This window comes from Bordetella genomosp. 4 (assembly GCF_002261185.1).
Taxonomy (GTDB): Bacteria; Pseudomonadota; Gammaproteobacteria; order Burkholderiales; family Burkholderiaceae_B; genus Bordetella_A.
In genome coordinates this window covers 337,565-361,936 of record NZ_NEVQ01000001.1, presented here as the reverse complement: position 1 = coordinate 361,936, position 24,372 = coordinate 337,565, and the positions used below count along the sequence as shown (strand labels likewise).

General features: G+C 57.7%; 24 protein-coding genes. 13 read left to right on the top strand and 11 right to left on the bottom strand.

What is annotated here, in order from left to right; genetic code table 11:
• The first annotated feature begins 155 nt into the window (after positions 1-155).
• Positions 156-827: a TetR/AcrR family transcriptional regulator gene (locus CAL20_RS01695; RefSeq protein ID WP_094837018.1), complete on the top strand. Its 672-nt coding sequence runs from the start codon at positions 156-158 to the stop codon at positions 825-827.
• An 8-nt stretch (positions 828-835) separates the two neighbouring features.
• On the opposite strand, the gene CAL20_RS01690 is transcribed toward CAL20_RS01695, so the two are convergent.
• Positions 836-1,756: a LysR substrate-binding domain-containing protein gene (locus tag CAL20_RS01690; RefSeq protein WP_179266606.1), complete on the bottom strand. Its 921-nt coding sequence runs from the start codon at positions 1,754-1,756 to the stop codon at positions 836-838.
• 177 nt (positions 1,757-1,933) lie between these two features.
• Between CAL20_RS01690 and CAL20_RS01685 the strand changes: the two genes are divergently transcribed.
• The 3 genes from CAL20_RS01685 (at position 1,934) to CAL20_RS01675 (ending at position 5,129) form a co-directional block, all read left to right on the top strand.
• Complete coding sequence (locus tag CAL20_RS01685) at positions 1,934-2,821, top strand: FAS1-like dehydratase domain-containing protein (protein ID WP_094837016.1); 888 nt, start codon at positions 1,934-1,936, stop codon at positions 2,819-2,821.
• Positions 2,818-4,065 (top strand): CaiB/BaiF CoA transferase family protein, encoded by a 1,248-nt coding sequence (locus CAL20_RS01680; protein ID WP_094837015.1) that lies wholly within the window; start codon positions 2,818-2,820, stop codon positions 4,063-4,065. The genes CAL20_RS01685 and CAL20_RS01680 overlap by 4 nt, the downstream gene beginning before the upstream one ends.
• Before the next feature lie 83 nt (positions 4,066-4,148).
• Positions 4,149-5,129, top strand: coding sequence for a Bug family tripartite tricarboxylate transporter substrate binding protein (locus CAL20_RS01675; protein WP_094837014.1), 981 nt, complete (start codon positions 4,149-4,151; stop codon positions 5,127-5,129).
• A gap of 44 nt (positions 5,130-5,173) precedes the next feature.
• Here the strand turns inward: CAL20_RS01675 and CAL20_RS01670 are convergent, their stop codons facing one another.
• The gene (locus CAL20_RS01670; protein WP_094837013.1) at positions 5,174-6,301 is read right to left on the bottom strand and encodes a zinc-binding dehydrogenase; all 1,128 of its coding nucleotides are present in this window, start codon (positions 6,299-6,301) and stop codon (positions 5,174-5,176) included.
• Positions 6,302-6,488: 187 nt separating this feature from the next.
• Between CAL20_RS01670 and CAL20_RS01665 the strand changes: the two genes are divergently transcribed.
• Positions 6,489-6,839, top strand: coding sequence for a hypothetical protein (locus CAL20_RS01665; protein WP_094837012.1), 351 nt, complete (start codon positions 6,489-6,491; stop codon positions 6,837-6,839).
• A 149-nt stretch (positions 6,840-6,988) separates the two neighbouring features.
• Here the strand turns inward: CAL20_RS01665 and CAL20_RS01660 are convergent, their stop codons facing one another.
• Genes CAL20_RS01660 through CAL20_RS01640 form a run of 5 tightly spaced genes read right to left on the bottom strand, consistent with a single transcriptional unit; the run spans position 6,989 to position 12,550 of the window.
• Complete coding sequence (locus CAL20_RS01660) at positions 6,989-8,464, bottom strand: aldehyde dehydrogenase (RefSeq protein WP_094837011.1); 1,476 nt, start codon at positions 8,462-8,464, stop codon at positions 6,989-6,991.
• A gap of 49 nt (positions 8,465-8,513) precedes the next feature.
• Positions 8,514-9,653 (bottom strand): zinc-binding dehydrogenase, encoded by a 1,140-nt coding sequence (locus tag CAL20_RS01655; RefSeq protein ID WP_094837010.1) that lies wholly within the window; start codon positions 9,651-9,653, stop codon positions 8,514-8,516.
• Between the two features lie 24 nt (positions 9,654-9,677).
• Positions 9,678-10,961: a TRAP transporter large permease gene (locus CAL20_RS01650; RefSeq protein ID WP_094837009.1), complete on the bottom strand. Its 1,284-nt coding sequence runs from the start codon at positions 10,959-10,961 to the stop codon at positions 9,678-9,680.
• Positions 10,955-11,533: a TRAP transporter small permease gene (locus tag CAL20_RS01645; RefSeq protein WP_094837008.1), complete on the bottom strand. Its 579-nt coding sequence runs from the start codon at positions 11,531-11,533 to the stop codon at positions 10,955-10,957. The genes CAL20_RS01650 and CAL20_RS01645 overlap by 7 nt, the downstream gene beginning before the upstream one ends.
• A gap of 9 nt (positions 11,534-11,542) precedes the next feature.
• Positions 11,543-12,550, bottom strand: a complete 1,008-nt coding sequence (locus CAL20_RS01640) for a TRAP transporter substrate-binding protein (RefSeq protein ID WP_094837007.1) — start codon at positions 12,548-12,550, stop codon at positions 11,543-11,545.
• 156 nt (positions 12,551-12,706) lie between these two features.
• On the opposite strand from CAL20_RS01640, the gene CAL20_RS01635 reads away from it, so the two are divergent.
• Positions 12,707-13,606, top strand: coding sequence for a LysR substrate-binding domain-containing protein (locus CAL20_RS01635; protein WP_094819530.1), 900 nt, complete (start codon positions 12,707-12,709; stop codon positions 13,604-13,606).
• 87 nt (positions 13,607-13,693) lie between these two features.
• Here the strand turns inward: CAL20_RS01635 and CAL20_RS01630 are convergent, their stop codons facing one another.
• The 3 genes from CAL20_RS01630 to CAL20_RS01620 all read right to left on the bottom strand — a co-directional run bounded on the left by CAL20_RS01630 (position 13,694) and on the right by CAL20_RS01620 (position 16,756).
• A complete protein-coding gene (locus tag CAL20_RS01630; RefSeq protein WP_094819529.1) occupies positions 13,694-14,518 on the bottom strand; it encodes an isocitrate lyase/PEP mutase family protein in 825 nt (274 codons plus the stop codon).
• Positions 14,519-14,655: 137 nt separating this feature from the next.
• Positions 14,656-15,489: an alpha/beta hydrolase gene (locus CAL20_RS01625; protein WP_094819528.1), complete on the bottom strand. Its 834-nt coding sequence runs from the start codon at positions 15,487-15,489 to the stop codon at positions 14,656-14,658.
• A 52-nt stretch (positions 15,490-15,541) separates the two neighbouring features.
• Positions 15,542-16,756, bottom strand: a complete 1,215-nt coding sequence (locus tag CAL20_RS01620; RefSeq protein WP_094837006.1) for an iron-containing alcohol dehydrogenase — start codon at positions 16,754-16,756, stop codon at positions 15,542-15,544.
• Positions 16,757-16,970: 214 nt separating this feature from the next.
• Here CAL20_RS01620 and CAL20_RS01615 point away from each other — a divergent pair, with 214 nt between their 5' ends.
• The 6 genes from CAL20_RS01615 (at position 16,971) to CAL20_RS01590 (ending at position 22,502) form a co-directional block, all read left to right on the top strand.
• Positions 16,971-17,603 (top strand): GntR family transcriptional regulator, encoded by a 633-nt coding sequence (locus tag CAL20_RS01615; RefSeq protein WP_254923878.1) that lies wholly within the window; start codon positions 16,971-16,973, stop codon positions 17,601-17,603.
• The gene (locus CAL20_RS01610; RefSeq protein ID WP_094819525.1) at positions 17,600-19,234 is read left to right on the top strand and encodes a sugar ABC transporter ATP-binding protein; all 1,635 of its coding nucleotides are present in this window, start codon (positions 17,600-17,602) and stop codon (positions 19,232-19,234) included. The genes CAL20_RS01615 and CAL20_RS01610 overlap by 4 nt, the downstream gene beginning before the upstream one ends.
• Positions 19,200-20,189 (top strand): ABC transporter permease, encoded by a 990-nt coding sequence (locus CAL20_RS01605; RefSeq protein WP_094819524.1) that lies wholly within the window; start codon positions 19,200-19,202, stop codon positions 20,187-20,189. Before CAL20_RS01610 ends, CAL20_RS01605 begins: the two co-directional genes overlap by 35 nt.
• A gap of 68 nt (positions 20,190-20,257) precedes the next feature.
• Positions 20,258-21,217 (top strand): substrate-binding domain-containing protein, encoded by a 960-nt coding sequence (locus CAL20_RS01600; protein WP_094819523.1) that lies wholly within the window; start codon positions 20,258-20,260, stop codon positions 21,215-21,217.
• Between the two features lie 54 nt (positions 21,218-21,271).
• Positions 21,272-21,859, top strand: a complete 588-nt coding sequence (locus tag CAL20_RS01595) for a DJ-1/PfpI family protein (RefSeq protein ID WP_094819522.1) — start codon at positions 21,272-21,274, stop codon at positions 21,857-21,859.
• Positions 21,860-21,986: 127 nt separating this feature from the next.
• Positions 21,987-22,502 carry a hypothetical protein gene (locus CAL20_RS01590; protein WP_094819521.1) on the top strand — a complete coding sequence of 172 codons (516 nt, stop codon included), beginning with the start codon at positions 21,987-21,989 and terminating at the stop codon, positions 22,500-22,502.
• A gap of 42 nt (positions 22,503-22,544) precedes the next feature.
• Here CAL20_RS01590 and CAL20_RS01585 read toward each other — a convergent pair whose 3' ends face one another.
• Positions 22,545-23,333: a class II aldolase/adducin family protein gene (locus tag CAL20_RS01585; protein WP_179266605.1), complete on the bottom strand. Its 789-nt coding sequence runs from the start codon at positions 23,331-23,333 to the stop codon at positions 22,545-22,547.
• Between CAL20_RS01585 and CAL20_RS01580 the strand changes: the two genes are divergently transcribed.
• Entirely contained in the window at positions 23,317-24,357 is a 1,041-nt protein-coding gene (locus tag CAL20_RS01580) for an HpcH/HpaI aldolase/citrate lyase family protein (RefSeq protein ID WP_094837005.1), read from the top strand. The two genes, CAL20_RS01585 and CAL20_RS01580, sit on opposite strands and share 17 nt — an antisense overlap.
• Positions 24,358-24,372 lie beyond the last annotated feature (15 nt).

Below are 24,372 nucleotides of genomic sequence, written 5' to 3'. Positions count from 1 at the left end.
CAGCCAATTCGGGTTTTCACGTAGCCTAACGTATTGCAGGGATTGAAATTTCGGCACCATTGCGGCACCCCCGATCCGGTGTAGACTAACCAACTAGTTAGCCGATGCAGTATCAAAGAAGCACGGCAGAACCGCTAATGAGACAGACAGGACCCATGCCAACGACGAAACCCAGCGGAAAATCAAAGCCCCGTGACGCGGCGGCCACGCGGGAAAAAATCCTTCAGATGGCCGCGCGTGAATTTGCCTCTAAAGGCTATGACGGTGCGCGCGTCGACAGCATCGTGGCACGCAGCAAGATCAGCAAGAACCTCGTCTACCACTACTTCGAAAGTAAAGAAGCGCTCTTTATCGAGGTCATGGAGCGGGCATACTCCGCCATGAGAGAACGGCAGAATCAGTTCGGCTTGCTGGGCGATAACCCTGTCGAAGACATGCGGACCTTGGTCATGCAGACGATTCGGCATTTCATTGAGCATCCGGAATTCATTCAGCTGTTGAGCACGGAAAACTTGCACAAGGCCGAACACATCCGGAAATCCAAAGTGATTCCAGCGATGTTCAATCCGCTCAAGAGCGCGTTGGCAGAGATTCTGGAACGAGGCAAAAGGCAAGGCGTATTTCGTGCCGACGCGGACTGGGTCGACCTCTATGTATCGATATCAGGCCTGGGGTCGTATTCGATATCGAACCGGTATACCTTGTCGTTTGTGCTGGGGGTAGATCTCGGCGCGCAGGAACGCGTAGAGGCTCGCCTGCAGCACGTGTGCGAAATGGTGATGAGTTATTTGCTGCAGCCGAGTTCGAAGTGCCTGTCGAATGCTTGAATAGCGGCTCAGCCGATCAGCGCCTCCTCTAACGCACCAGGCGTAAGATCCGGCGCAAGCTTCCCGAGGAAGTCATATAAATGACGCGGCCAATAGGCGCCGCGTCGGGCCAGGACATGGACGATACTGATCGGAAATAGATGATCGACGGATTGAGCCTGCAGCCCTCTATCGGCGGACTGAGAAAACGCGATCACGGGAATGATGGCCAGGCCTACACCTGACGCGGCGTAGTGCTTCATGATCTCGACGTCCGTGCCTTGTACTGCGATTTTTGGCGCCAGCCCTGCGGCGTCGAACGCCTGGGTGATATGCCGGCCGATGGCGTGTTGTTCGCTATACGTAATCAAGGGGTAGCGCGCGATGCGCTCTAATGTCAGGCGTTTGTCCTTGAGAACAGGATGACCTCGTTTGCTGACCAGCACATGGTTGAGTTCGTAGCACGGGATCGCCGCCAGAGACGGCGGCAGGACGGGTGGCACAGTAGACAGACCTATGTCTACTTTGCCCGTGGCGACGAGGTCGGCAATCTCCAGAGGTGTCGCCTGAATCAAGCACAACGCCACGCTTGGATTCCGCCTGCAGAATTCCGGCACGATATCCTGCAGTGCGTAGCGCGCGTGTGTATGCGTGGTCGCGATAGCCAAGCGCCCTTGCGCCTTGAGCTGTTGGTCGGCGACGATGTTGGAGATGTCCTCGGTCGCCGCAATCATCGTCCGCATGCATCGCAAAACCTGGTCTCCCACTTCGGTCAGCGCCAGGATACGGCTCTTGGAACGAATCAACAGCGCAGTACCGAGTCTTTCCTCTAGCTGTGCGATCTGCTTGCTCACGGCCGATTGGCTGGTGTACAGCGCCAGCGCGGTGCGTGAGACATTCATGTCGTTTTCCACAAGCGCGCAGAACGCGCGTATCTGTTGCAGGTTCACACCGTCTCCTTGGGTGGCTTCCGGCGCGGGCCGCCCTCGAGCGCGCCAGGCCTGAGACCTTTTTGTCTGTGAAAGGAATGTATTCCAATTAGGAATTGACATCCACAATCTATCACTTTTTGGAAATCCCGCGAGGAACTAGGATGGGCATCTGGACAACTATTCCAACGAAGAAACGTGACCTCTGAGACAACCCCTGAAGCGCTCCAAGCCCTGCAATCCTGGATAAATCGCAGCGAAGAGACCACCGATATCGTGACCCCGCAGTTGACCGAACGATTGTTGGCGACACTGGAATCCGCTCGCGACATGAGGTTCGAGCGCGGTGTCGAATTTCCGCAGATGTGGTATTCCGTGCTTTTTCCACGAGTAGTGCCGCGATCCAAAATCGGGAATGACGGACATCCAGCCCTCGGGGATTTTCTGCCGCCGGTGCCGCTGCCCAAGCGGATGTTTGCCGGCAAACGCATCCAGTTTGTTAATCCCATTCTGATCGGAGATGAATTGCGACGGGTGTCGACCATTGCGTCGATTACGCCGAAGCAAGGCAGCACGGGGCAGTTGGTGTTTGTCACGGTTCGGCACACGATCAGCAGCGCGGCGGGCGTCTGCGTCATAGAGGAACAGGATGTCGTGTACCGTGAGAGCGCCAGTAAGAAAGGCCAAGGTACAGCCCAAACGCCCGCTGCGGACACTTTCGAAGCGCGCTACCGATCAGCGCCCATCGTCGCAGATACTGTGATGATTTTTCGCTATAGCGCGTTGTGTTTCAACGGCCATCGTATCCACTACGACTACCCCTATGCCACGCAGGTAGAGGGTTATCCCGGCCTGGTCGTCAACGGCGGACTCTCGGCGCTATGTGCGACGGAACATCTGCATCAGGCCTGGAATGGTATGTCGTTCTCCCATATCACGACGCGCAACGTTGCACCGCTATTCGAGGGACAGAGTTTTCATGTAGAAAGCCGCGCCGGGGAGCGTGATGGTGACGTTGAATTCCGCGTTGTGTCACAAACTGGCGTCACGACGCTGCGCGGTTCGGCCACGGGAGTTTCGACATGAGCCATATGCGATCCGCTCCCGATATATCCAACGCAGCAAAAGCCCCTCTGGAAGGACTACGCGTCATCGACTTGACCCAAGTCGTAGTGGGTCCTTATGCCACGCAGTTCCTCGCGGACTTTGGTGCAGAAGTCATCAAGATCGAGCATCCGACAGGTGATCTGGCTCGCTGGATAGGAGGCAAATCCACGACGCCCGGCATGGCGGCGAAGTACCTGCATTTGAATCGCAACAAGAAAAGCATTGCGCTCGATTTAAAAAAACCCGGTGCCGCAGAAGCGCTGAAGAAACTCATCGCCACTGCCGACGTCGTGATACACAACATGCGGCCTTCCGCGGCAGCTCGCCTGGGACTGTCTGCACAGAATCTGTTGGAGCTCAAACCCGATCTGATCTATTGCAGTGTCGTAGGATTCGGACAGGGTGGGCGCTACAAGGACAAGCCGGCCTATGACTCGATCATCCAAGGCGCATCCGGACTGGCTGCGATCAACAATGGGGGAGACGGCGAGCCGCGGTTCGTCCCCATGGTGATCGCTGATCGTACGGTCGGCATCATGGTTGCCAACACGATCCTGATGGCGGTGGTGCAGCGGCTACGCCATGGCGGGCCGCAAATCATCGAAGTACCGATGTTCGAAAGCATGACTGCATTCGTATTGGCCGAGCATTTGTTTTTAAAGACCTTTGATCCACCCTTGGGGGAAACAGGAGACTCGCGTCTGCTCAATCCCAATTCGCGGCCCATTCGCACTGCCGATGGGTATATCTGTGTGACGGCCAATACAGACGAGCAGGTATTCGCGATGTTTGATGCGATGGGCCGCTCCGATCTGCGTACTGATCCACGTTTTGCGGAAAAGCGTGCACGTTTCGAGAACATTGGGGAGATGTTCCGTATCCGCAATGAGATCTTTGTGAGCCGCACCACCGCGCAATGGCTGGAAATACTGGAGGCTGCCGATGTCCCTGCGATGCCGTTGCACACGCTGGACTCTGTGCTGGAGGATCCGCATCTCGCCGAGACGGGGCTATTCCAACCGATCGACCATCCGACCGAGGGAAAGATCATCAATCTACGCAATCCCGTCCAGTTTTCCAGCTACGAACCATCACTGAAATGGCCTGCACCGCTGATCGGACAACACAGTGTAGAACTGCTGCGCAGCGTCGGAGTCAGCGACGGGGAGATTGAAGCCATGCTGGAAAGCGGAGCGACTGTCAACCATTGTTCAGCAGCTTGAAAATCAACCGTCGCACAGCGTCGCACCATCTGGGCGTGCCCGCATAGAACGAACGACGCGCAACCCCCGAGGAGACGATAAAAATGTTCCATAAGTTCGTGTTTGCATCGCTCTTGACGCTCACGGCGGTTGGCTCCGCTGCGTCGCAAGCTGCGGAAACTTACCCTTCACGGCCGATCACGCTGGTCGTACCGTTCACGCCCGGCGGCAGCACCGACATCATTGCACGTGTGATGGGCAAACAGCTTGGCGAGATCCTGGGCCAATCCGTCGTAGTGGAAAATCGGCCTGGCGCTGGCGGCATTGTCGGCGTGCAATACGCGAAGTCACAACCGGCTGACGGCTATACGCTGCTGATGGGGGCCATCGGGACATTCGGTGCCAATGCGACGTTGTACAAACGTCTGCCCTATGATCCGGTGAAAGACTTCACACCGATTTCGCTCGTTGCCGGTGTACCCAATGTCCTGGCGGTGAATCCGGCCAAGCTGGATGTGCACAACGTAGACGAATTGATTCAGGCCGTACGGGCCAAGCCCAACGGTTATGACTATGCATCGGGCGGAAGCGGCAGCGCCGCGCATCTGGCCACCGAATATTTTGCGCTGCGCGCCAATGTGAAAATCCAGCACATCCCCTACAAAGGCACTGCGCCGGCGTTAAACGACCTGGTTGGCGGGGTGACGTCTCTCGTGCTGACGGGCTATCCACCGCTGGCTCCGTTCCTTTCTTCGGGACGGTTGCGTCCGATTGCGGTTGCCTCAGCGAAGCGCTTGCCGCAGTTGCCGGACGTCCCGACTATCAGCGAGACCAAAGGGCTCGAAGGATTTCAGGCGGATCAATGGTATGGCATCCTGACGAAAGCCGGAACACCAAAACCTATCGTCGATAAATTGAATGCCGCGGTGGTCAAAGCATTGGCTGAGCCCGAAACGTTGGCGCAGTTCCGTGCAGAAGGTTTGGAACCCATGTCCAATAGTTCGGAGCAGTTTGCTGCCTTTATCAAGGAGCAGATTGACCTGTGGGGAGCGGTGGTGCGTAAAGCGGGCATCATCATTGAGTGAACAGATCACATGCAGCCCGCATAAACGTACGTCGTTTGGACAAATCAACCTGGCGCAATGCGGACCAACGTTTTTTCTCCGGTCGCCATACGTGAATAGCTTTTCATCGCATCGAGCGTCAGCACCTGCGGCAGCGTAATTTCCTGTGTGTAGTGACTGGCAAACGTGCTGGTCAGTTCGTCCAGGATGCGTTGTTCCAGTTGCTGTACACGTTGCGGGCCGACCCGCTGCAGGAAGGGAAATAGCAGCCATCCGCCCATTCCCCACGCCGATCCAAAGTTGCGCTCAAACTCGATCGGTGACCGATCCAGGCTGCCGTACACATAGACCTGTTTATGTGTGTCGGTGCCATAACGGCTGTAAACGCGTCCCGGTCGTTGCAGCAGTGCTGCCTCCATGGCGTGCAGCAGTTGCCCGGCAAGCCGGCCTCCGCCGATCGCATCGAAAGCGATAGTCGCGCCCGTGACGGCAAGCGCCTCGACGAGCTTGGTTTTGAAATCCTCTGCGCTGCTATCGACAACATGTTTCGCGCCCTGCTGCGTCAGCAACGCTGCTTGCTCAGGTTTGCGCACGATGTTGACCAATGGGATACCATCCTTGAGACAAATGCGGTTCAGCATTTGACCCAAGTTGGACGCGCCCACAGTGTGCACGAGTGCGCGGTGCCCCTCGATACGCATAGTCTCCACCATGCCCAGAGATGTCAGGGGATTCACAAAGCATGATGCCCCCTGGGCTGCCGTCACGCCGTCCGGCAAGGCCAGGCACTGTTTGGCAGGCAGCGCCCGGTATTCGGCGTACATGGCGCCACCCAGCAGCGCAACCTTTTTCCCCACCAATGCTTGAGCCGCGGGCGAGTCTCCTGCAGCGACCACGGTACCGGCGCCCTCGTTGCCTATAGGCATGGCCTGGCCGACTCTGGCCGATACCGCTGCCATCGCCGCCGCCGACAAAGGGGCGGTGATCACGGGGCGCTCGGCAGTGCCGGATTGGCGAGCTCGAGTCACATCCGCGCCCGTCAGCATCAGCCCCATATCTGATGGATTCAAGGGAGCGGCCTCCATGCGCACAATCACTTCGTCGGCAGTGGCGGGAGTTGGCATGGGTACATCGACCAGAGACAGTTCCAGCGTGGCGTCGGGTCGAACAAGCGATCGTAATTGCAGCGGCATGGGATCTCCGGTGAGCCATTTCAAACGGGTCCCCGTAGTTTGACGCGAAGCGGGGCAATCTGTCGATAGTCATTTAGATCAGTTAAGGTATAAGGCCCGAATCGAGCTGATCTCGTGCAGGGAGGCGTGTTCCTCAAAGGCTTGTCTGTAGTCTTTTCGTTAAAACTCACTAACAAGGAATCCAATCATGATGACCCGATTTGGCCGTGCGAGCGCTGCTGTCGTAACCGCGTTTGCACTGACTATCCCGTTGCTCCAAGGCTGCGCCACCAGCAGCCCGAGCGATCCGCGCGTCGTGGCCGCAGAGACGGACAAGCCTTTTAACAGCTGGCTCAACACCCTCCTAACTCAGGTCAAAGCCGATCCAAAATACAGACGCCTGCCGCTGGACACTGAGGCGCAGGAAGAGGAGTTCATGGTATGGCTGCATAACGCCTACCATCATCGCGTCACGAAAGAGGAGTTTTCCGCCTGGGTGAACAGCCAATACCCGAACCATCAATACGAGGTTTCGTTTATTGTTTCCAGGCTCCCGTAATCAAAAAAAAATCACATCGTTGCAAGGATGGGTCAGTGCAGTACCGGCGCCGCTCGCTGGGGCAATCTCCCCAAGCGAAGCGGCCTATATTGCCATTTGTTCGCCTAGCAAAGCGCCCCTTTCCACGTTCTGTGTCGTGATAGGGATGCTCAGCGCATGATGAACGGATTGGCGGGAGCGCCTTGCGCGTAGGATATCCAGGTGCTTTTGGTTTCTAGATAGTGGCGTATGGATTCGACGCCACTTTCCCGGCCTAGGCCGGATTGTTTCATTCCGCCAAATGGCATCATGTAGCTGACGGCGCGATAGGTGTTGACCCATACGGTACCGGCTTTCAAAGCCTTTGAGACCCGGTGTGCCCGGCCAATGTCTTCCGTCCAGACTCCCGCGCCTAAACCATAGATCGTATCGTTGGCGATGCGGATGGCCTCTGCCTCATCCTCAAATCCCATCACCGCCAACACGGGGCCGAAAATCTCCTCGCGTGCCACGCGCATATCAGGCGTCACATCCACAAATATCGTTGGCTCCACGAACTGGCCGCCGGGCATACTGGAGGCGGCCTGCCCGCCCAAGACGCATCGAGCGCCTTCGCGCTTGGCGATGTCAATGTAGTCGAGGATTTTCTTATACTGCGGCGGCGTGGTGACCGGGCCGATGTTGGTGTCGGCCTCCATGGGATTGCCTTTCTTGGCCGTGGTACCTAGTTTGATCAGGCGCTGCACGAACTCCTCCTTGATGGAGTTCTGTACCAGCAGGCGTGAGCCGGCGATGCAGGTCTGGCCTGTGGCCGCGAAAATGCCCGAGATCACCCCCGCTGCAGCTTTGTCGACGTCACAATCGGCGAACACAATATTGGGCGATTTTCCGCCCAACTCCAAGGTGATTCGCTTCATCGTTTTGGCAGCCTGGGCATAGATCAAGCGGCCCGTTGCATCGGATCCCGTGAAGGTGATTTTGGCTACGTCAGGATGCTCTACCAGCGCCGCGCCGGTTTCCTGGCCCAGGCCTGTCACGACGTTGAATACCCCGTCGGGAAAGCCCGCTTGTTTAGTCAACTCGGCAAACTCTAACGTGGAAGCCGAAGTGAATTCAGAGGGTTTGATTACAACCGCGCAGCCCGCAGCGATGGCAGGCGCGCATTTCCAGCCCACGAACAGCAGTGGCGAGTTCCACGCGGTCAATGCGCCCACGACGCCGACGGGTTCGTGCGTGGTGTAGGCGAAGTGATCAGCCTTGTCGATGGGCATGACCGAGCCCTCGATCTTGTCGGCGAGCCCGCCGTAGTAGCGCCACCACTCGGGAACGTAGTTCAACTGGCCTTGCATCTCGGCAATCAGCTTGCCGTTATCGCGCACCTCGATTTCGGCCAGACGCTTGGCATTGTCAGCGATCAACTGTGCCAGACGATACATCATCTGGCCGCGCTGAGTCGCCGTCATTTTGGAAAACGGGCCTTCTGTCATAGCGCGCTTTGCGGCCTGGACCGCCAGATCGACATCGCGTTGATCGCTGCGGGGAATCTTTGCCCACACCTCGCCGGTATAGGGATTCACCGTGTCCATCCAAGTTTGGCCTACGGGTTCAACAGCCTTGCCATCAATGAAATTGCTGTAAGTTTTCATGATTGTCCAATAAGTAGGAAAAAAGGCGAACGAGTGCTCGGCGTAGGCCTCACTCCATCAAGATCAACGGCTTGATTTCTTCCAAGCGGTGCATCTTTTCCAGAGCCACATTCACGTCCTCCAGCTTGTAAGTACCGGAGATCATTTTTCTGAACGGAATGTGATCGATATGCGCCGACGCGAACTGCAGGGCTTTCCAATATGACTTTACATCACCTGAGAATGAACCGATGACGCGAATGTTCTTCTTGACGATGAGAGAGGGACTGAATGTCGTCGCGCCAGCGCCAAGCTGGCCCACGGTGAGATAGCGCCCTCCCTTGCGAACCAGATCCAGCCCCTCGTTGAACGCGCCGGGAAACCCTGTGAACTCCAGCACCATGTCGGGCCCACGGCCTCCCGTCATGGCGCGTAGTTGTTCTGCGCGCTCCTCGTGCGTGGAGCCTTCCAGATTGAAAGTATGGGTCGCGCCGAAATCCTCGGCCATTTGCAGCCGGCTAGCGGGCGCGCCAATCACACTGACTGTACGCGCGCCAGCCACTCGCGCCACTGCCGCAGCGAGAATCCCGAGCGGTCCCGCGCCCTGGATGGCGACGTGCTCTGAGGGGTCGATCGGGCCCAGATTGTCGAACGCATTCATGACCGATCGAAATGCACAACTGCACAGGCTCGCCACGGCATCGTCCAGATTGTCAGGGACACGAACACGGCCAGACTCGGGCAATACATAGCCGTACTCTGAAAAGCCGCCCAGCAGATAAGGAGGCTTTTCGCTGCTCTCGTACATGTAGGCGCGTCTGTTTTCGCACAACGTCGGCTGATTGGCGACCGTGCAGAAATAGCAGGAACCGCAGGAAGTGTGCGTCCATAAAATGCGGTCGCCGATCCGCACGGGTTGACCGACGCTATCGCGCTCAGCCCCTTGGCCGATAGCAACCACACGGCCAACCATCTCATGCCCCAGGATCACGGGCAGGTCGACTTTCAGTGCCAAATTACCTCGTGCCAAATGCACATCGGTGCCGCAAATCGAGCAAGCAGAGGTCTTGACGATCAGTGCGCCAGGTTCTACCTCTGTCGGAATCGGCACGTCTTTGATTTCCAGTGGTGTGCCGAATGCTCGCACGACTGCAGCCTTGGAAAACCTGGGCAGCGCCGCGCCCAGGTATGTTTCGTTGTCATCATTCATCTGTGATTTCAATACGGGGGAAAGTTATCGGAACCAGAGGGTAAAGAAGGGGACATAGGTGATCAGCGCCTGGCCGATCAATGCTGCAGTGAAGAAATACGCGAGATACCGCAGCATCTTCAGCATCGGCACATTGGCCGCGCGTGCTGCGACATAGAGGTTGGCCGCCATCGGAGGAGTGAGCAGGCCAATCTCTAGATTGGTCGCCACAATGATTCCGAAATGGACCGGGTCGATGTTGAATTGCGCGGCGGCGGGCGCCAGTAACGGCCCCATCAACAAGATCGAGGCATTCGTTTCCATAAACGAACCGACCACTAGCAATACGACATTGACGGTGAGCAGAAAAACAAGCGGACTCTCGATGTGCGTAGCGACCCATATCGCCAGATCCTGGGGCACCTGGTTCAACACCATGGCGCGATTGAAAACCCCCGTCAGGGCGATGACGAACAAGATTCCCGCGCCGGTGATGACTGCCTCGCGCAATGCGCCGGCCATCACCTTGTGGCTGACCATGCGGCGCAGAACCACGACGACTACTGCATATAGACAGCCAACCGCCGCTGCCTCGGTCGGGGTCATGATGCCGCCATAGATGCCGCCCAGGATAATGAACGGCAACAGCAGCACGGAGCTCGCTCTGCCAGCTATCCGTAACGGGGTGACAGCCTGATGATCAAGCGCGGCGTTATTTTCTGACGTGCGCTGCTCCACGCCTTGGGGCAAGAGACGGCGTGATAGCAACACATGCACGACCAGAAACAGTGCCGCCATCAATGCGGCGGGCAACAGTGTCGCCGTGAACAATTGCGAAACCGATACGCCTACGGTCGCGCCATACAGGATGAGCGGAATGGACGGGGGCAACAAGACGCCCAACAGACCTGCTGTCGCTGTCAATGCGGCCACGTACCCCGCGGGATAACCTCGCCGTATCATCTCGGGACTCACGATGCCGCCAACCGCGGCGACGGTGGCCACGGACGATCCGGTGATCGCGCCCAAGAGCGCTGACGCGGCAATGGCGATATAACCGAACGCGCCACGAATCCGCCCCAAGGCCACGTCCGAAAGCGCAATCAATTCCTTGGCCATTCCACTGGCGCTCATGAGGCCGCCGGTGAACATGAACAAGGGGATGGCGATCAGCGAGAAGGCGGATATTTCCTCGTAAGGAATATTGCTGAGGCTAGTGATCGACAGACCCAGTGCATCGAGACTGAAAAAAATCGGCAGGCCAAATCCCACCGCCAGCGGCGCACCGACAAGCAATATGATGCCCATCAGGAAGAAAATCATCACCATGGATTGATCCCTCCAGGCTCGCGGCCCGCACAGGCCCGCAGCAGATCAACAATCGCGTGAAACCCCATGAGAAGGGCACCCAGCAATATGAACGCGACCGGCACGGCAAGCGGGGTGCCCAGATCGGTCAGCCGCTCATTGGAGGACAAGGCATAGTCAAACAGGTCGAGCGCCAAAGCGGAAAGAAACACCGAAAAAATAATGAACAGGAGGGCGATAACAGCCTCCAGTATCTGCAACAACGCGCCGCGCGGCAGCATCTCGACAATGTCTGCCGTCAAATGCTTGTGCAGATGACTACACAGAGCGGCACCCACAAATGTCAGCGGGGACATCGCAACCAGCGCCCATTCCCCTGTGTCGGGGATAGGCAGTGCAAAAGCGCGAATGACCAGCGAAGCCAGGACGGATAGCGTCGCCACCAACCAACTGGCCATGGCGATCTTGCTTTCCACCCTGGCCACGATCAGTTCGAATCGCATCAATCTATCCAATGCGCTTTGCAAGCAGGATTTGAGCGGGCGCGGCGACGCCAGGGCGCCTGCCTCCCTGCCAACATCATGGTGAGACATGAGGGCCTCCTAGGGACGCGAGGCAGCCGCGATTTCGTCTTTGAGCGCTTGAATCCGATCTTTGCCGTAGGTCGATGCCAGTTGCTCCCAACCGATCTGACCCACCTTAACGAATTCCGCCATTTCCTCAGGTTTGAGGCGGGTCACTTTGACGCCAGACGCCGCGATTTTGTCGAGATATTCGCCATTCATTGCTCTGCTGTTCTTGACTTCTTCTGCAGCCGCCTCGATCGCCGCCTGGGTAATGATTTCACGTTGCTTGTCGGTCAGTCGTTTCCAGAATCGCTGACTGGCCGTCACGGTCCCCATGGCGTAAACATGATTGGTCAACGTCATGTATTTCTGTGCTTCGAACAACCGCGAGTTGTAGGTGATCGTGGCGCCGTTGTCCTGTCCGTCCACAGTTCCCTGCTGCAGCGCGACAAACAAATTCGAGAACGGCATGGTCACCGTCTGCGTGCCCGCAGCCTCAAAGAAGCTGCGTATCGAGGCCGAGCCCGGAACGCGAACCTTCAGCCCTTTCAGATCGGCAGGCGATACGACGGGCCGCTTTGAGTTGGTCACGGCACGAAACTCCAACTCGAAGAACGCGAGCGGCGTCATATTCTGTTTGATAAGTGCAGCGCTCAACGTCTTTTGCAGAATGCCGTCCGGATTGAAGAAGAGTTTGTCTACTTGCTCAAACGTGCTGGCGATATAAGGGAGATAGTGAAAATCCAGCAGAGGGTCCAAGCCCGCTAACGACCCCGGATTGAGAAAGGCGAACTCCAGCGAGCCGCGGCTCAAGTCCCGGCCCAAGGCCTCGTCACCGCCCAATTGGTTGTTGGGAAAAATGGTGATCTGCACTTCGCCGTTCGTGCGTTCCTTCACTAAGTCCGCGAATTTATGGCTGGCGACATCGGCGGGCGATCCCTGTGCGAATACGTGACCGAGGCGCGCCTTGGTCTGCGCGAGGGCGGATGGCGCGATCGCCATGACGGCGGCTGCAATGGCCAAGCATCGGAAAATTGAATTCATGTCTCTGTTGTCTCCAAGTAGGTTATTGTTTTTCTCCGGCACTGCCGGGCACCGCCTTTTTTGTCTATAGGCAGCTCAATTCATTCTGCGATACCCCAGCTGTTTTCACAAACGCGTTATATACATAAATAGTTGAATTGAATTCACATATTGACTATGACAAACCACATCCCGGTCGTACTGCTGCGTAGCTTCGAAGCCGCTGCACGCACCCACTCGATTACGAAAGCAGCCGCGGAGCTGTTTCTGACGCCTAGCGCCGTCAGTCATGCAGTGCGAAAACTGGAGGCGCAGTTGGGGACGAGCTTGTTTCAACGCGAAGGCAGAAGCGTCCAACTGACTCCGGATGGCGAAGCCTTGATGCTGTACGTGGGGCGTGGATTCGATGATCTGCGCCGAGGGATAGAGGCGATTTCCGGCGCTACACCCGAACGCCTGCGCTTGCATTGCGCTCCCAGTTTTGCCGCACAGTGGCTGACGCCGCGACTGACGTCATTCCTCTCTCGATATCCGAGCATCGAGCTGCATTTGTCGGCCGACACCGACTATTTACGATTTCAACGCCATGAATTCGATGCCGACATCGTCTTTGATCACAGATCTGCGGACGGCCTCTGCGAACTGCCCCTGGGCAATGAAATCATTGCGCCTTTGTGCTCGCCGGATCTGGCGCGCCGGATAAAGAAGCCCGCGGATCTGCTCAAACTGCCGCTATTGGACAGCTACAACCGACAAGTCCGTTGGATGCAATGGTTTTCGGACAACGGCGTTGCTGCGCCAACAATCAAAGGGCTGAGTTTCGATCGCAATTTCTTGTGCGTCCGCGCAGCAGTAGACGGTCTAGGCGTTGCGCTCGAGTCTTCGCTGATTGCACAACGGGAGATCGCAGAAGGCAAGCTTGTGGCGCCATTAACTGGGAGATCTATCGATATTCAGGCATGTAACCACACACTGGTCTTTCCCATCGCTGCGACAATTAAACGGTCGCTCCATTACTTCATCAATTGGCTCGGCAGCGAATTGGCCATTGACCTGAATCGTCACAACACGTCTTGAGTTTGCCGCGAAATCCAGCGGGCGAGTTTTCACTCGCCGCACCGGAGCATCCTGGTCAACGCCGTCCGCGATACAGCAGCATGGCGCTTATTTTCCGAACAGGACGTTGAGCTCCCGCCCGGACGGTGCGTTCGCAAAGCCATCGAACCGTCCCTGTTCGGCGATTGAGCGCGCGACTTGCAAAACGCCGCCCCATGCTGCACGCGCCAACGCGCCGCCGAGGCTGATGCGTCTGACACCAAGGCCGGCCAAGTCCTGCAGCGTCAGATCGCTGTCCCAGCCGATCAATACATTGACAGGCTTGGGCGCGACGGCCGACACGACCGCCGTGATTTGTTCACGCGTTTTGATGCCTGGGGCGTAGAGACAGTCCGCCCCCGCATCGGCGTAGGCCTTGAGGCGGATAAGGGTGTCGTCGAGATCAGGTTGTCCGACGAAAAAATTTTCTGCACGGCCAACCAACAGCGTATCGCCGCCGCTGGCGTCTATTGCCTCACGTGCCGCGCGTATTCGTTCGACGGACTCGTCAATTCCTCGCAACGGCATAGTCTGATTTCCTGTCGAGTCTTCGATGGAAATGCCGGCTACGCCGGTGTCTACCGCCATCCGCACACTTTCGCCTACGCCTTCAGCCGTCTCACCAAATCCGCTCTCGAAATCGGCATTGATGGGCAGGTCAGTGGCCAGAACCATTGCACGCATATGCGCCAGCACGTCAGCACGCGTCAGTTGTCCGTCTGCGCGGCCACACGACCAGGCGTAGCCAGCGCTGGTAGTGGCCAATGCCTTGAAACCAAGTCCCGCCAGCAAGGCGGCACTGCCGGCGTCCCAAGGATTGGGCATCACGAAACAACCTGACTGATGCAACTCACGGAAGACCGCTCGTTTCTTAGAAATATCATGAGAAAGCATGGTGTCTCCTTAATGATCGGTCAGGCATGAATCCCCGCGATCAGAGAACGTGGGGCCGTGATGCGCAAAATCACGATAAGGCACGAAACGCCTCTTGCGTACTAGAGGATAGCCGCATTTGACCGGACTGGCGGACCTCAGCCAGTAACCAAATCCGAGAGACAAAGCCCTGCGGGACTCTTGGGATCTCCCAAGGCGAGAACGACAGTGAGATGGTTCAGGCCAGCTTCCATCCGGAACTGCCCGTCATGCGTGGTGCGCTCGAGAAAAGAGGCAAACTCGTGGCCTTGAGAATGAAATGGCGTGGAGTCCATTTCACTGACCATCACGATACGCCGAGGACCGGGAAATTGACGAGAGGTCAGAGGCGACCATGCCGCGGCCTCGGCCGGCGTCATCTGCGCTTCGCTCTTCAGGAAACTGCCTGGAATATCGGTCAGGTTGTAAATGCCACTGACAAGCAACAGGCCGCGAGGCGCAGGCAAGTCTGGTGGTGAACCTTCCTCGGGCCCCTGCGCGGCTAAATAACTCGCCAAATGTGCGCCTGCCGAATGGCCGCTGGCAGTGAGCTTGGTGGAATCCGCCCCAATATCGGCAGCCATTGTGACTATATGCCGGACAGCCGCGCGAACTTGGGAAACGATGGTGCCCAGTCTCGTGCCAGGCATGAGGTCGTACGTGACAAGGACGGCAACACCGCCCGCGGCCAACACCGGCGCAGCGACCAGCCAGTGATCTTCTTTGCTGCCCGAGCGCCAGTAGCCGCCGTGAATGAACACATGGATCGGCGCACCCTTTGCCATACGAGGCGGAAGAATGATGTCCATCCGTTCACGCGGGCCCGAACCATAGGGCACGTCGCGCCGCATATCGACACCTCTGACGAACTCACGAGAGCGCGCAGCCGTCTCGGCAATGATCTCGTCGAAGTCCGGAATGAAATCACGGTTTCGATAAAGGTCCTGGGCCATCGTTGAAAGTCCACCGTGAAATGCTGCGATTATGTGAATTCGAGCGCGCCAGCTACGCCACCTCTACGTCCTGCATCAAATCCGCAACACCGAAAAAAGATGCCTCGAGCAGCTTTCGCATGTTACTGCGATCAAGCGGACGAGGATTGTTCTGGATCAGCCGCTCGATGCCGCACGCTTGATCCGCAACCCAATCCAGTTGGTCTTCGGTCAACCCAAGCTGCGTTAGCGTGGATGGAATCCCGATACGGGCGAATAGCGCTGCGACGGCGGGGATCACGGCGCCACCGTCAGCCAGGTTCATGACGGCAGCCATTTGATCCAGCTCCGTGCCGATCACCGGACGATTCCACTCCATCACCCAGGGCATCAAGCAGGCCACCCCCGCACCATGCGCGGTGTGGGTAACTGCCCCAACGGGGTATTGAATTGCATGGGCTGCGGCCGTGCCGGCGACACCAAAAGCCAAGCCCGCGAACGTCGCCCCCTGCATGACTTGAGATCGTGCAGCCAGGTTGCCGCCATCAGCGCAAACAGCCTCGAGTCCTTGCCACAACAGTGAGATCGCGGTCAGCGCAAACTGATCTGATAAGGCATTTTTGCCGATGAACACCCTTTCCTGAGTTAGACCTGGCGTCACCTCGCGACGCGCGGCGGTGAAAGCCTCGATCGCATGGGTCAGCGCATCGGCGCCGGCGATGGCGGTCAACGTCGACGGACAAGTCAACGTCAACTCAGGATCGCAGATCGCCACCATGGGGATTAGATAGGGACTGGAGATGCCCACCTTGAGTGTGCGCTGGTCATCTGACAGGACAGCGACCGGGGTGACCTCTGACCCGGTCCCGGCGGTCGTCGGGACCGCAATCACCGGCAGAATCGGGCCAGGCACCTTCAGTTCGCCGTAGTAATCCTGAGGTTGCCCGCCATGGCTCAGCAGCAGCGCGAGGCATTTAGCCATGTCCAGGCAAGAGCCTCCGCCGACACCTATCACCACGTCGGCGGCAAACTCGCGGGCCGCGTCGGCAGCAAGGACCGCGGCTCGGACCGGCACGTCCGGCAAGGTGCCCCTTTCGATTCGCACGGTCAGGCCGCTGGTTTTCAAATCCACCACCATGGCCTGGAAATCGGCATCCGCGGCGAGGCGTTGGTCTGTGACGACCAGCGCCCGCCGCCCCAGCCGTTTCGCCACGAGTCCCAGAGCCTTGCGTTGTCCGCAGCCAAATATCACTTCGCCCGGCGATCTTATTGCACCGAAATTCACCATCACTGACCCCTCATTGTTGTCGGCCGCCGCTGTTCGCGTGCCATCCGGGTGTCGGCCGGACCTAAAAAATCATATCGTATAGGATATTTTATTTGACATTCGATATGGTATTTGTCACCATTCGGGCATGTCAAGGTCAACTTACAGGGTGTGCGCGAGCAAAATGGCTGTACTACGAGAAACTCAAACTGGTGTATCCGTACGCCGCTCCAGCGTGGTTGACGACGTCTATGACGCCATCAATGAAAGGCTGATGTCGCTCGCCATTGCGCCCGGCGCCCGCATTCCCATCGACTTGATCGCGCGAGAACTGAACGTTTCACAGACACCTGTGCGGGAAGCCCTTTCGCGCCTGGAACGCGAAGGGTTGGTCCACAAGGCACACCTCATCGGCTACAGCGCCGCTCCGCAGTTGGGCCGCAAGCAATTCGAGGACTTGTTCAACTTTCGCTTGCTCGTCGAGCCGGAAGGCGCACGTCTAGCGGCGCTCAATATGACCCCCGCCGCGCTGGAGCAGCTTGAAAGCATTGCCGCCGACATGGCGGACGGCGGAACGCCGATAGATCGGACCAGCCGTTATTCACGCTTTGCTCGGATCGACTCGCACTTTCACGACGAGATCATGCGAATTGCTGGAAACGAGGTCATCCGCACCACGCTTTTCAACCAGCATGTCCACCTGCACCTGTTTCGCCTGATGTTCCACAGCCGCGTCACCCAAGAGGCGCTGGAAGAACACGAGAAGCTGCTGGCCGCGTTCCGGGCGGGGGACGCGACCGCTGCGCAAGCGGCGATGCGTGAACACATCCTGTGTTCACGTGATCGCCTGATGGCGGCCTTCGAATGAATGCCGTGGACGCGCTATCGCTATCGGCCACCATCCCGTTGGCGGCAGAAGCGCGTACCGCTGCGGCGCTTGCCGCGGAGGGCCTGACGAAAGTCTATGGACCGGTCACCGTCCTGTCCGATGTCACGCTGGATATTCGCGCCGGCGAGGTCCACGCGGTCATAGGTGAAAACGGAGCCGGAAAATCAACGCTGATGAAGCTGTTGGCCGGCTACGTGAGTCCCACCGCGGGTCATCTGCTCATGCGGGGGCAGCCCATCGCTTTCCCCGATGCTGCTGCGGCAGAGGCCGCGGGCGTGGTCCTGGTGCATCAGGAAATCCTGCTGGCACCGGATCTGACCGTTGCAGAGAACCTGTTTCTTGGCCGGGAGTTATCGCGTGGCATCCTGATCGATGATCGCACCATGGACCAACGCACCGCCGAAGTGCTGGCGTCTATCGGCGCGCATTGCCACCCGCGCGACCATGTGGGCGATCTGCCATTGGCACAGCGGCAATTAGTACAAATCGGCCGGGCGCTGCTGCAACCACGCAAGGTCGTGATTTTTGATGAGCCCACCGCCGTCCTGGCCAACGACGAAGTCGCCGCATTGCTGGAAGTCGTGCGGGGACTGAGGGCTCAAGGAGTCGCTGTCCTATATATTTCGCACCGTCTGGACGAGGTCGAGGCACTGGCCGACCGCGTCACCGTACTGCGAGATGGAAAGATGATCGGCACATGGCCCGCGGCTGACCTGTCGCAACGCCGCATGGCCGAGCTCATGGTCGGTCGCCAACTCGATGTCTTGTATCCCCCTAAACGCTCGCAGCCTTCAGGCACACCGCTGCTGGCCGTCGAACAGCTATCGGTCGATCATGGCGCAGTCCAAGCAAGCCTGACGGTTCGTCGCGGCGAGGTGCTGGGTATCGGCGGCATGATCGGTTCTGGCCGGACCGAATTGTTTGAAGGGTTGATGGGCCTGCGGCCCGCCGAAGCAACCCGCGTCGAGCTGGCGGGTACTGCCGTCGAGCACCGCTCTGTCAAGGACTGGCGAGAACTGGGCCTGGTTTATCTCACCGAGGACCGCAAGGGAAAGGGGCTTCTGCTGGACGAGCCACTGGCCCCGAACCTGACCTTACAAGCTCTTGACCGGATCCATCCGCGCCTCGCGCTAAATCGCGACAAAGAGGCCGCCGCACTGGACAAAGCCGTTCGCGACTACGACATTCGCGCCCGATCGGTCCATTTGAACGCGGGCCAACTGTCCGGAGGCAATCAGCAAAAGCTGCTGCTGGCAAAGGTGATGATGACCGACCCTTGCGTTGTCATCATCGATGAGCCGACACGCGGCATCGACATCGGCAACAAAAGCCAGATCTATGACTTCATCGATCACCTGGTTCGATCGAATAAGGCTTGCATCGTGATCTCATCAGAGCTGCCGGAGCTTGTCGGCTTGGCAGATAGGGTTCTGGTGATGCGTGGAGGACGCATCGCCGCCGAACTCACCGGCGATCAGATTACCGAGCATAACGTCGTCTATGCGGCCACCAGTGGGAACGCGTACGAGACGGACCAGCAAGACCACATAACGATAAATAAGGTAGGAGATCAGAATGACAAGCGCGACGACGCATATCGCGATCATTAAAGCGCCGCGGCGCATCCGCTGGGCCGCCATGGGCCCGTTCATCGCGTTAGCCGTGGTGATGTTGGCCGGCATGGTGCTGAACTCGAACTTCGCGACCGGGACCAATATGGCGAATGTCGTCACGCGATCGGCGTTCATTGCCATCATCGCAGTGGGCGCCACGTTCGTGATCTCATCTCGCTGTCTCGACTTGTCGGTCGGATCGATGATGGCATTCGTGACGGGCATCATGATTCTGACGATGAACCGGCTTGAGCCATCGATCGGCGCAAACGCTATCTTGGTCGGTGCGGTCGTGGGAATCCTGGTCGGTGCGGCCTGTGGGTTGCTCAATGGACTGATCGTGACGGTCGGCAAAATCGAACCGTTCATCGCCACGCTTGGCACGATGGGAATCTTTCGCGCGCTGATCACGTGGATGTCCGATGGTGGTTCGATTCCGATGGCCCGGGCGCTACGCGAACCCTACCGGCCCGTCTATTTCGGCGATGTGCTGGGCATTCCGATACCGGTGGCCATCACATTGATCGTTGCCCTGATCGGCGCGTTCATTCTGTACCGGACCAAATACGGACGCCGCTGCATGGCCGTCGGCTCAAATGCCGATGTAGCTCGCTTTTCGGGCATTTCGGTCACGAAGGTCCGCACCATAGCCTTTGTGATACAGGGGCTATGTGTCGCCATTGCGGCGATCTGCTACATCCCTCGACTCGGCGCCGCGACACCAACGACAGGCCAACTGTGGGAATTGCAGGTCATCACCGCCGTTGTGATCGGCGGCACCTTACTTCGAGGCGGCAAGGCGCGAATTTGGGGAACTGTCGCCGGCGCATTGATTCTGGAGATGATCGCCAATCTGATGGTGCTATCCAACATGGTTTCGGAATACCTCGTCGCAGCCGTACAAGGCGTAATCATCATCCTTGCCATGTTGGCCCACCGCTTCATCAAATAACCATCACGACGAAGGATGGATGCTTTCAGAGTAGACACGAAATGACAACCATAATCAGGAGACACAAAATGACATCCATGACCAAGCGTGTGCTCGCCATGCTGACAGTCAGCCTTATGGCATGTACCGCAACCAGTGCTTTGGCACAGAGCAAAAAGACCATTGCCGTTTCCATCCCGGCGGCCACCCACGGCTGGACGGGAGGCGTTGTTTATCACGCAGAACAGGCTGCGAAAGAGATAAAAGCCGCATTTCCGAATATCGACGTCGTGGTAAAGACATCGCCTTCGGCGACTGCGCAGGTATCGGCATTGGAAGATCTATCCGCCGGCCGAAACCTCGACGCGTTGGTCATCCTGCCGTTCACCTCAGAAGAACTGACCGGCCCCGTCGCACAGGTCAAGGCAGGCGGCGCCTTTATCGCAGTCGTGGATCGCGGTCTGACTGATCCCACGATTCAGGATCTATATGTCGCGGGCGACAATATCGCCGTCGGCGCGAACACGGCGAAGTGGCTGGCAGAAAAGTTGGGCAAAAAAGGAAAAATCGTCGTGCTGCGAGGCATCCCGACCGTCATTGACGATGAACGAATCAAGGGGTTCACCGACGTCATCAAGGGCACAGACATCAAGATACTCGATATTCAGTATGCCAACTGGAACCAGGATCAGGCCTTTACGCTGATGCAGGACTATCTGGCCAAGTATCCCCAGATCGACGCCGTCTGGGCCAATGACGACGACATGCTGCTGGGTGTGTTGGAAGCGATCAAGCAATCCGGCCGTACCGAGATCAAATATGCGCTAGGCGGCAACGGCATGAAAGACGTGATCGAACTGGTAAAGGCCAAGAACCCGGTCACCCCGATCTCGACGCCCTATCCGCCGTCGATGATCAAATCGGCCATCTATATGACGGCGGCCCAGCTCAGCGGTCAGGCGCCGATGCGTGGCAATTTCAAGCTCGACGCGCCATTGATCACCCCCGAGAACGCCGACCAGTTCTATTTCCCTGACAGCCCATTCTGACGACAGTTGACCGGACCACCATCCGGTCGTGATAAAAGCCAAAAGGAGAACCAAATGAGAGGCAAGAAAATTCTGATGCTCTGCGGTGAATTCACCGAAGAATATGAAATCTATGTGTTCCAGCAAGGAATGGAGGCCGTAGGCCATACCGTCCATGTGATCTGCCCGGACAAGAAAGCGGGTGAAATGATCCAGACCTCGCTGCACGATTTCGAAGGACATCAAACCTATATCGAGCGATTTGGCCATCTGGCCGAAATCAACAAGACGTTCTCCGAGGTGAACGTCGAGGAATATGATGCGGTCTACTGCGCAGGCGGCCGCGGCCCGGAATATATCCGCACTGACAAGCGTATCCAAGCCATGGTGCGCCACTTCCATGAGGCTAAAAAACCGATCTTCACCATATGCCATGGGGTGCAGATCCTGGTCGCAGTAGAGGGCGTGATCCGAGGGAAGAAGGTAGCCGCACTGGGCGCCTGCGAGCCCGAGGTTATCCTTGCCGGTGGCACCTACATCGATGTGAAGCCACACGAAGCTTATGTGGATGGGACCATGGTGTCGGCAAAAGGCTGGACTGGCCTGGCTGCGTTCATGCGCGAGTGCATGAAAGTGTTAGGGACGAACATTACGCATTCGTAGACGGGAGGCACGCGGCGTCCACACTTGGCCACGCATACCCAAGGGTGGGCGCACGCTCTGCGATAATAGTGGATGAATCTTCAGTATCCACTCTGGATGACTGGCATCGCAACACGGAGCATCCACTGTGGGCACACGCCATGACACACCCACCCTCGAGCACGAGGGTGACAACACGACGGACGACAGCATTCACGAACCGCACTTGTGGCGTGACAACGGCTGGACGGCACGCGTCATCAAGAACGAGGAAGACGACGGCTGGGCCGTCGAGATGACCCGCGAAGGCGAATCCGAACCGGCGCTGGTGGGCCCCTGGACGATGGGGCGCGACAAAAAAAACCCTAAGCCCTTGGACCCCACCGCCTTTCGCACTTTGGTCAAGACGGCATCCGAGGTGATCCGCAGGCACGAGCAACAACTGCACGCGCAGTTGCACAAGAGCGTCAGAGTGACAACGCCGGAGGCCACACTGACGGTCAAACTGGACATCGTCCCGGACGAAGATCAGCCCTTTGCAATGCTCAGCGCCGTGGATGAATACGGCGAAACCATTGCAGAGGTCACGGTCGCGCCGAACTACAAGTTCACGCTGGGCACAGCCACGGCTTGGGTTGAGAATGACTTTCGTAAACCCGGCTAAAGCATGGAGCCGCCGCGGCGGATGAGCGTGCGCGCCGGGACCTTATTCCGCGTAGCCAGGCATGACCCGATCCAACACGCGCATCATGGCCTCGAAATAAAGCCTGTCACGTTCAGCGCGCGAGTGGCTGTCTTTAGGGTTGGGAGTGTCCACCCGGTCAACGAGCGCGTCCGGCAGCACCGAAAGGGGCTTGCCCGCCGACATCGCCAGTATCTGAGCCCTGCAGACTCTCTCGAGTTTGTACAGGCGGCGGTACGCCTGTGCGACGGTATCGCCGACCACGAGGACGCCATGATTTTTCATAAAGAGCACGTGCTTGTCGCCAATCAGGGCAGCCAGCCGCTCTCCTTCGCTCAGGGTGTCTGCCAGACCCGTGTAGTCATCGTCATACGCAATATTTTTAGTGAAAAACGCCGCTGTCTGGCTGCATGGCAGTAGACGGTTGTCCTCCAGCATGTTCAGCGCCAATGCCCAGGTTTGGTGTGTGTGCAGGATGACCTTGGCTCCGGTGATCCGATGCAGCGGCGCATGAATACAGAACGCGCTCAGCTCCAGGTCTCCGTCACCTTCCAACACCTGTCCGTTCTCGTCGAAGACGATGAGATCGCTGGCCCGGGCCTCTGACCAATGGCGGCCGAACGGCAGTACCAGGTAGCGGTCTTCATATCCGGGCACCATCATGGTGAAATGATTGTCGATGCCTTCTTCCAATTGATCATGAACGGCGAGCCGATTCGCTGCGGCAAGATGAACTCGGGCAAGCCAAGCGGCATCAGCTTGTGTTTCGGGAGAAAGGGACGTTAGTGAGCGGTTCATGGGTGGCGTCTCCAAAAGGGATTCTCCCTTTTTAATCCATGCTTCCAAAAAGCTCCAGCGGTGGCTCCCGGAATGCATTTTCAAGCCGCCGTCGGGCGTAGCGAGAACGAAGGTAACGAAACCACGTCTGGCATACTATCAAACGAGCCCCAAACCCGTCCTGAACGATATGAACAGAAAACTACGCAGCGTTATTTATGTACCCGCCATCAACGAAAAGGCCATGCGTAAGGCGGCAACCCTGCATGTCGACGCGGTCATCTTTGACCTGGAAGACAGTGTTCTCCCGGAACAGAAGGCACAGGCGAGATCCGGACTCGCTGAGTTTCTGACAAAGGAGCGCGCCAGTTTCCAGGGAAAGTATCTGGTCATACGCGCCAATGCCGATGATACCGATTACTGGAAAGACGATCTCGCCGTCGCGGCCCGGATCATGCCTGATGCGGTGCTCCTGCCTAAAGTGACGACGCCGCAGCATATACATGACGCGTATGTGGAGCTCTCTGCACAGACCCGTCAGCCGCCAAAGATATGGAGCATGGTGGAAAACCCTCTCGGTATCCTCCGATTGGAAAACATCGTCGAGCAAGGCAAAAATTCCGGCCTCGAATGCTTGATCCTCGGTACCAATGACCTCGTCAAGGATAGCGATATCGATCCCGGAAAAGACCGCTGCAATCTGATGCCCTGGTTCAGCCACGTCATGCTGGTGGCAAAATCGTTCGATATGGCGGTCATCGACGGTGTACTCAACGATATCAAAAACACGGATGCACTACGTGCAGAATGCGAAGTCGCACGTGCGCTGGGAATGAACGGAAAAACCATTATCCACCCCGCTCAGGTCGAAACGGTGAACAAGGCATTCAGCCCCAGCGAAGAGCAAATTGCCTGGTGGAGAAAAATAGTGGCAGCCTACGACCTGCCCGAGAACGCAAACGCCGGCGTGATCAGTCTCGACGGCATGATGGTTGAACGATTACATCATGAGATCGCCGTGCGCAAGCTTCGCCAATTCGAGCAAGACGCCACGGCCTGATTCTGGCACGCAACA

Coding starts and splice junctions, on each gene's coding strand:
- CAL20_RS01695 (WP_094837018.1), top strand. CDS start 156: ATGCCAACGACGAAACCCAGCGGAAAATCAAAGCCCCGTGACGCGGCG.
- CAL20_RS01680 (WP_094837015.1), top strand. CDS start 2,818: ATGAGCCATATGCGATCCGCTCCCGATATATCCAACGCAGCAAAAGCC.
- CAL20_RS01675 (WP_094837014.1), top strand. CDS start 4,149: ATGTTCCATAAGTTCGTGTTTGCATCGCTCTTGACGCTCACGGCGGTT.
- CAL20_RS01670 (WP_094837013.1), bottom strand. CDS start 6,301: ATGCCGCTGCAATTACGATCGCTTGTTCGACCCGACGCCACGCTGGAA.
- CAL20_RS01665 (WP_094837012.1), top strand. CDS start 6,489: ATGATGACCCGATTTGGCCGTGCGAGCGCTGCTGTCGTAACCGCGTTT.
- CAL20_RS01660 (WP_094837011.1), bottom strand. CDS start 8,464: ATGAAAACTTACAGCAATTTCATTGATGGCAAGGCTGTTGAACCCGTA.
- CAL20_RS01655 (WP_094837010.1), bottom strand. CDS start 9,653: ATGAATGATGACAACGAAACATACCTGGGCGCGGCGCTGCCCAGGTTT.
- CAL20_RS01650 (WP_094837009.1), bottom strand. CDS start 10,961: ATGGTGATGATTTTCTTCCTGATGGGCATCATATTGCTTGTCGGTGCG.
- CAL20_RS01645 (WP_094837008.1), bottom strand. CDS start 11,533: ATGTCTCACCATGATGTTGGCAGGGAGGCAGGCGCCCTGGCGTCGCCG.
- CAL20_RS01640 (WP_094837007.1), bottom strand. CDS start 12,550: ATGAATTCAATTTTCCGATGCTTGGCCATTGCAGCCGCCGTCATGGCG.
- CAL20_RS01635 (WP_094819530.1), top strand. CDS start 12,707: ATGACAAACCACATCCCGGTCGTACTGCTGCGTAGCTTCGAAGCCGCT.
- CAL20_RS01630 (WP_094819529.1), bottom strand. CDS start 14,518: ATGCTTTCTCATGATATTTCTAAGAAACGAGCGGTCTTCCGTGAGTTG.
- CAL20_RS01625 (WP_094819528.1), bottom strand. CDS start 15,489: ATGGCCCAGGACCTTTATCGAAACCGTGATTTCATTCCGGACTTCGAC.
- CAL20_RS01620 (WP_094837006.1), bottom strand. CDS start 16,756: ATGGTGAATTTCGGTGCAATAAGATCGCCGGGCGAAGTGATATTTGGC.
- CAL20_RS01610 (WP_094819525.1), top strand. CDS start 17,600: ATGAATGCCGTGGACGCGCTATCGCTATCGGCCACCATCCCGTTGGCG.
- CAL20_RS01605 (WP_094819524.1), top strand. CDS start 19,200: ATGACAAGCGCGACGACGCATATCGCGATCATTAAAGCGCCGCGGCGC.
- CAL20_RS01600 (WP_094819523.1), top strand. CDS start 20,258: ATGACATCCATGACCAAGCGTGTGCTCGCCATGCTGACAGTCAGCCTT.
- CAL20_RS01595 (WP_094819522.1), top strand. CDS start 21,272: ATGAGAGGCAAGAAAATTCTGATGCTCTGCGGTGAATTCACCGAAGAA.
- CAL20_RS01580 (WP_094837005.1), top strand. CDS start 23,317: ATGGGTGGCGTCTCCAAAAGGGATTCTCCCTTTTTAATCCATGCTTCC.